The 6288-nt window shown below is 71.5% G+C and carries 8 protein-coding genes; all 8 read right to left on the bottom strand.

Annotated features, from left to right (window positions below; genetic code table 11):
- Positions 1-31: 31 nt before the first annotated feature.
- Positions 32-574 (bottom strand): SRPBCC domain-containing protein, encoded by a 543-nt coding sequence (locus GEV28_RS41760; RefSeq protein WP_291419842.1) that lies wholly within the window; start codon positions 572-574, stop codon positions 32-34.
- A gap of 9 nt (positions 575-583) precedes the next feature.
- Positions 584-1555 (bottom strand): ABC transporter substrate-binding protein, encoded by a 972-nt coding sequence (locus tag GEV28_RS41755; protein ID WP_291419840.1) that lies wholly within the window; start codon positions 1553-1555, stop codon positions 584-586.
- Positions 1552-2049 carry a 2Fe-2S iron-sulfur cluster-binding protein gene (locus GEV28_RS41750; protein ID WP_291419838.1) on the bottom strand — a complete coding sequence of 166 codons (498 nt, stop codon included), beginning with the start codon at positions 2047-2049 and terminating at the stop codon, positions 1552-1554. Before GEV28_RS41750 ends, GEV28_RS41755 begins: the two co-directional genes overlap by 4 nt.
- Positions 2046-4322, bottom strand: a complete 2277-nt coding sequence (locus GEV28_RS41745) for a xanthine dehydrogenase family protein molybdopterin-binding subunit (RefSeq protein ID WP_291419836.1) — start codon at positions 4320-4322, stop codon at positions 2046-2048. Before GEV28_RS41745 ends, GEV28_RS41750 begins: the two co-directional genes overlap by 4 nt.
- Positions 4312-5193, bottom strand: a complete 882-nt coding sequence (locus tag GEV28_RS41740; protein WP_291419843.1) for an FAD binding domain-containing protein — start codon at positions 5191-5193, stop codon at positions 4312-4314. Before GEV28_RS41740 ends, GEV28_RS41745 begins: the two co-directional genes overlap by 11 nt.
- 85 nt (positions 5194-5278) lie before the next feature.
- A complete protein-coding gene (locus GEV28_RS41735) occupies positions 5279-5671 on the bottom strand; it encodes a hypothetical protein (RefSeq protein ID WP_291419834.1) in 393 nt (130 codons plus the stop codon).
- Positions 5668-6096, bottom strand: a complete 429-nt coding sequence (locus GEV28_RS41730) for an MFS transporter (protein WP_291419832.1) — start codon at positions 6094-6096, stop codon at positions 5668-5670. Before GEV28_RS41730 ends, GEV28_RS41735 begins: the two co-directional genes overlap by 4 nt.
- 8 nt (positions 6097-6104) lie before the next feature.
- A partial coding sequence (locus GEV28_RS41725; RefSeq protein WP_291419831.1) for a hypothetical protein occupies positions 6105-6288 on the bottom strand: 184 nt, incomplete at its 5' end.

Below are 6288 nucleotides of genomic sequence, written 5' to 3'. Positions count from 1 at the left end.
GTGGGGCCGGTGCCGCCGACGACGAGTGCCTTCACGGTGTGTTCCTCACCTGCCTCTCGTCCCGCCGGGCGAAACGGCTCCTGGCCCACGTTCGGAAGGTGCGGAGCACCAGGGCGAGAGCGCTCGCCCGGCGGGTTCTCGTTCCCTCGGAGCGGCGCACGAAGTCCTTGGTCAGCTCGCTCGCCGCCGCCTGGACGATGCCGGAGCCGAACTGCCCGAGCTTGCCCCGCAGGTTGACGTCGGCCACGACGTCGACGCCGGTACGGCCGGGTGAGAGCTCGGTGAGCTCGCTGATCATCACCGCCCTGACCCGGCTGTTGGTGCGCTCGTCTCGCCCCCCGCCGCGGGCCACGACGACGTCCGGGCTCCTCGACCCGTCGACCTGGAGCGAGCCGGCGAACCGGGTCTTCATCGGGCCCAGCTGGGCCACCATGGTCGCGGACCAGGAACCGTCCTCCCCCTGCCGCAGCCCCTCGACGCCCGGTACGCACGACGCGACCAGCGGGACGTCGGTCATCGCGGAGGCCATGCGGTCCCGCGGGACCGCGATCTCGAACCGCTCGACGACCTTCACCGCATCTCCTCACACATAGGCCGGCGGGTCCTCCGTGACCGAGTCGGGGAACAGGTTGTCCGGAGCCAGCTCGCTCGCGGCCACCCCCTGGTCGTACGCGTACCGCAGGAAGGTCGCGATCACCGTGCGGTTCCGCTCGGTCAGGCCGTACTCCCACGGGTCCGGCCCGAGGATCCCGCGCTCCTCCTCCTGGAGTGTGGTCAGCCACGCCAGGCTCACCGTTCGCGGGTTGCGCAACCGCGCCATCGCGGCCTGCTTGGCCTGCTCGAACGCCTCCCAGAGGTTCCGGGCGAGCCAGGGATGACGCTGCACGAGCGCCGTCCGGATCACCAGGACGTGCATGATCGGGAAGATTCCGGTCTCGCGGAAGTAGTCCTGCTCCGCGCGCTTGGTGTCGGTGAACACCCGCCGGAGCCCACCTCCGGCGAGCTGGGAGGGAAGCTCCGGGTAGATCAGGCCGTCCAGGTCGCCGTCCGCACACAGCTGCGGCACCTCCGCCCCTGGCTCGACCGTGGACAGGTCGATCGCCTGCCCCAGACCCAGGTCCACGTCCTCGGTGTCCTGCGCGACCCACCGGACCTTGCGCACGGGCAGGCCGTGGTGGTCGGCGAGGATCCCGCGCAGCCAGATCCCGGCCGTCGTCTGCCAGCTGCGGAGACCGATCGCCCCACCGACCAGGTCGGCGGGGTCGACAACCGCGCTGTCGCGTCCGACGAAGAGGTACCCGTGCCGGAAGCGCCGGTGCGGGAAGACAGGGACCGCGGTGAGGTCGTCCATACGGCGGCTGCGTCGGGCGACGTACGATCCCATCGACATCTCGCACACGTCGAACTCCGCGTGCTTCAGCATCCGCCAGTGGCGTTGCGGCGAGGCCGCCACCGTCGACACGAGGTCGACGCCCTGCGGACGCACGCTGCCGTCCAGGATCGGCCGGGTGATGTCGTAGTCGCCGAGCGCCGCCGACAGCTTGAGTCGTCTCATCCCTGGTCCTCCACTCCGGTCGTCCGGCCCTCGACGATACGCTCGAGCGCGCGCTGGATCTGCGGGTACGAGCCGCAGCGGCAGAGGTTGCCGGACAGCTGCTCGCGCAGCCGCTCGACGGGCGCGTCCGGCTCCGCCCGCAGGACGGAGACGATCGTGACCACGAAGGCGGGAATGCAGTACGAGCACTGGAAGGCCTGGAGCTCCGAGAACGCCTGGAGCACACGATCCTCGAGCGGGTCGGCGTCCGTGGCCAGCCGCTCGGCGGTCTGCACGTCGCGCCCGTCGCACATCGAGGTCAGGAGCAGGCACGAGCTGACCGCATGACCCTCGACGAGAACGGTGCAGGTGCCGCACACGCCGATCCCGCAGCAGTAGCGCACGCTCGACATGCCGAGTCGGTCACGCAACGTGGTGAGCAGGGTCTCGTTCTCCCCGGCGTCACCCACGTCCGTCGGGACGCCGTTGAGCCTCAGCGACACGGACCCGCTCATCCGGTCACCTCGCCGAGGGCCTCGAGGACGCGTTCCGGGGTCATCGGGAGCCGGCGCGGCCGCGCTCCCGTGGCCGCCTGAACGGCGTTGCCGATCGCCGGGGCCGTCGGGGGCACCGTGCTCTCGCCGATCCCGTGGGGCTCCTCGTCCCGGTCTTGCGACCCGAGCACCGTGCTGCTGACCACGGGCGGCGCGTCCAGGAACGAGGGGATCTGGTAGTCGGACATGTTGGGGTTGGTGAGCTGCCCGTCGTCGTACAACAGGTCCTCCATGAGTGCTTGGCCCATCCCGAAGACGACGCCGCCCTCGACCTGCTTCCGGGCACGCACGTCGTCGACGACCCTCCCGGCGTACGTCGCACCGTGGGAGCGGAGAACCCGGACGCGGCCGGTCTCGACGTCGACCGCGACGTCGACTCCCACCACCCCCTGGTGCCAGTGGACGCTGAAGTTTCCCTGGCTGTGCTCGTCGAGCTCGCCCGCGCCCGGCGGCGGCTCGTAGACTCCCTCGCCGGTCAGCTCGGCCAGGCCGACCGCCCGCAGCAGCTCGTCGTAGGAGATCGACACTCCGTCGTCGCGGGTCACCTCGCCGTCCAGATGTCGAAGACCCGGAGCGTCGAGATCCCAGTACTTGGCGGCCACCTCGTCGATCTTCCGCTGCAGGTCCGCGGCCGCGGCCTCGACCGCCGACCCCATGGCGAAGGTGGTCCGGCTGGAACTCGTCGTCGAGTCGAACGGCGTGAGCGCGGTGTCCGCGGCCGCCACCGTCACCTCGTCGGCCGACATGCCCAGAGCGCCGGCCGCCATGGACGCCAGCGTGGGGTTGGCCCCCTGCCCCATCTCGATGGAGCTCGTGAGCACCACGACCGAGCCGTCCTGCAGCAGGCGGACGCCGGCTTCGGACCGGGACGGCGTTCGGGTCGTCTTCAGCACCGCCGCGAAGCCCCGCCCCACCCTCTCGCTCGGCCGCAGGTCGACGGGTTCGGAGGCCTCGTCCAGCACCCGGGCCGTGGCGTCGAGCAGCTCGTGGTAGCGCATGCCGTGCATGACGTCGCCGGTACCGAACCGGTCGCCGTCACGCAGCAGGTTGCGCCGCCGGATCTCCACCGGGTCGATGCCCAGGTGGTCCGCGATCTCGTCGAGCTGGCGCTCGTGCGCCCAGCACACCTGACCGGTCATGGCTCCGCGGAACGGACCCGTCGGGACGGTGTTGGTGTAGCGACCGGTGGTACGCGAGAGCACGTGCGGGATGGCGTACGGGCCCTGGGCCCGGATCATGCCGATCCGGCTGCCTCGGGGGGTCGAGAAGGCGTAGGCGCCCGCGTTCCACGTGACGTCGATGACGCGGGCAAGGATCCTGCCCTGCCGATCGACGCCGGTCTTCATCCGCACGGTCGCGGCGTGCTTCGACCCGGTCATGAAGACCTCGTCACGCGTGAGCTCGAGCCGGACCGGCCTCCCCGCCGCCTTCGCGGCGACCGCGCAGATGCCCTCCAGGCGAAGGTCAAGCTTCCCGCCGAAGCCGCCGCCGAGGTTGTCCGCTCGCACCCGGATCCGACCGCGGTCCAGGTCGAAGACCTGGTGCAGGCGGTTCAGGACGGTGTACGGGGCCTGGGTGCCGGTCCAGACCTCGAGGGATCCGTCGGGCAGCCAGACCGCCGTGGCGGCGTGCGGCTCCATGGCAACGTGGTTCGCCGGCGGGGAGACATAGGTCGCCTCGTGCACGTGGAAGGCGTCCCCCAGAGCAGCCTCGGCGTCGCCGTGCCGGAGCTCCCAGGTGCCGCACTCGTTGCCCGGCCACTCCTCATGCAGCCGGGGAGCGCCCGGACGACCCGCCTGGTCATGGTCCAGCACGGCGTCGAGGTCGTCGATCTCGACGTCCACCAGGTGCGCGGCCTCCTCGGCCTGGGCCCTCGCCTCGGCGACCACGACGGCGACGGGCTCACCGACGTACCGCACCTTGTCGATGGCCAGGACCGGCTGGTCCCGACGGGACTCGCCGAAGTACGGGGACACGAGCGGATCGGAGAGGAGATCGGCACCGGTGACGACCGCCAGGACGCCCGGGGAGGCGGCGGCGTCCGAGATGTCCACCGCCCGGAGGACACCGTGCGGAACGTGGCTCCGGACCACCTTGGCGTGCGCCGAACCGACGACGACGCGGTCCACGGCGAACTTGTAGCCGCCGGTCAACCGGTCCAGCCGGTCGAGGTCGTCGCGACGAGTCCGGGCGGTGATCGCGTCGGCCCCGGGCCGCACAGCCTCACGCGCCACGTCGCGCCTCCTGTTCCCGGGCCACGGTCGCCAGCGAGCGACGCACCAGCACGTCGATCAGGCGGCCTCGGTACGCCCGAGAGCCTCGGGCGTCGTCCATCGGGGTGATTCGCCGGGCGTACTCCTGGGCGACCCGCGAGGCGATCTCGGCGGACCAGACCCGGCCCACCTCGTCGCTCAGCACGTCCTCGAAGCGCTGCGGCACCGAGCCGACCGCCCCGATCGCCGCGTCCAGGGCGACCACCTCGCCGTCGCCGGTGAGCTCCAGCACCGTCGCGACCCCGACGCAGGGACGGTCCTCGGCGGAGACGCTGCAGAACTTGAGGTAGTCCGCCGACGCCCGGGGGTGCCGGGGAACGCGGATCGCGGTGAGCACCTCACCCGTCGCGAGCGCCGTGGTGTAGAAGTCGAGGAACATCTCCCTCGCCGGGATGGTCCGCCGTCCCTCGGGTCCGACCACGTCGAGCTCCGCGCCGAGGCTGACCAGCACGCAGGGCGGGTCGGAGGCGTAGTCGGCCTCAGCCACGTTGCCACCCAGGGTCGCGACATTGCGGATGCGCACATTCCCGACCATGCTCGCGGCGTGCGCGAGACTCGGCGCCAGGTCGCGCACCAGTGGGTCGCGGGCGACGTCCGCGAGGGTCATCCCTCCCCCGATCACAAGCTCCCCCGGGGTTCCCTCAGCGGCCGTCCACCCGGGCAGGGCCGCATCGCCGCGCAGGCCGTCGAGCGAGATCAGCGTCTCCGGCGCGATCAACCCCTGGGTGAGCATGAGCACCACGGCCGTGCCCCCGCTCACGAACTTCGCGTCGTCGCCGCGCTCCGCGGCGAGCGTGCAGGCCTCGGCCAAGGTCTGCGGACGGGCGAGCACGACCAACGCAACCTCCTGCACACGACGGTATACGGCAGTATAGCGATACCGTCGATCGGCTCGTCAACCCCGGTGAGCACAGCCGTCAGGCCGTCCGTCCGCCGGACCTCCACCCACGCAGCGGCCGGCTGAGGACGACCAACACGAGCTGCCACGCCAGCAGGGAGCCCCAGCCGATGGTCCAGTCGCCCAGGCGGTCGACGACCAAGCCGAAGACCACCGGACCGGTCATCATCCCCACGCAGAAGCCGACGAAGATCCGGGCGGTCGACCGCCCGGTGACCGTGGGGCTCACGTAGCCGAACACGATCAGAGTCGTGGCGACGTTCCACAACGACGTAGCCACCCCCAGCACGACCGCCCCGACGAGTAGCGGCGTGACCCCAACCCGAGGAGCCAGCATCACCAGCAACGTTCCGGGCACGCCGGCGAACGCGATGACCTGCAGCGGCCTGCTGGCGGAGCCCAGCTGCGTCACCACCCGCCCCATACCAGCCGGCCAAGGAACCCCGACAGTCCCAGCACCCCTGCGACGACACCCGCCACAGCGGGCGAGGTGCCGACGACCTCGAAGGCGTACAACGCGATATAGGCGCCGACCGCGGACTGCGACAGACCCATGGCGACGGTAGAGGCGGTCACCCACCAGAGCTTGGGCGGCACCCTGCGCCGCCGGGTGAAGGACGTGCCGACGGGTGTACTCCGGCTCCGCAGGAATCCGGGCGCCCAGGCGCCTCCGAGCAGAGCCACGACCGCCGGCACGGCAGCCGCCCAGCGCCACCCGACGAACGTCGCGAGGGGCGCCAGCAGGACTCCGGCGAACCCCTGCGCGAGCTTGACCCCCGAGTGCTTCACCGCGACCAGGAAGCTGCGGCGCCGGCTCGCCGGCAGCCGCACCAGCACCCGGTTGGTCAGGGGGTGCGCGACCGCGTTCGGGACGGCGGCGAGGACTCCGCGAGCAGCACCATCGAGTAGGACGGAGCCAACGCCAGCAGTCCCGCGGCGCAGACCGCGGAGACGAACATCGCCACCAAGAGCCACCGGTCGAGCCCGCGATCGGTCAGCCGACCCACGAGAGGTGACAGCACCGCGGAG

Origin of the sequence: Actinophytocola sp. (genome assembly GCF_009379765.1) — a bacterium.
Classification (GTDB): Bacteria; Actinomycetota; Actinomycetes; order Mycobacteriales; family Pseudonocardiaceae; genus Actinophytocola.
Note: the sequence above shows the minus strand (reverse complement) of the source record. Positions and strands in the feature narration are given on the sequence as shown.

What these genes read in the sequence shown, in the direction of transcription:
- GEV28_RS41755 (WP_291419840.1), bottom strand. Translation starts at nt 1,555, where the DNA reads ATGAGACGACTCAAGCTGTCGGCGGCGCTCGGCGACTACGACATCACC.
- GEV28_RS41750 (WP_291419838.1), bottom strand. Translation starts at nt 2,049, where the DNA reads ATGAGCGGGTCCGTGTCGCTGAGGCTCAACGGCGTCCCGACGGACGTG.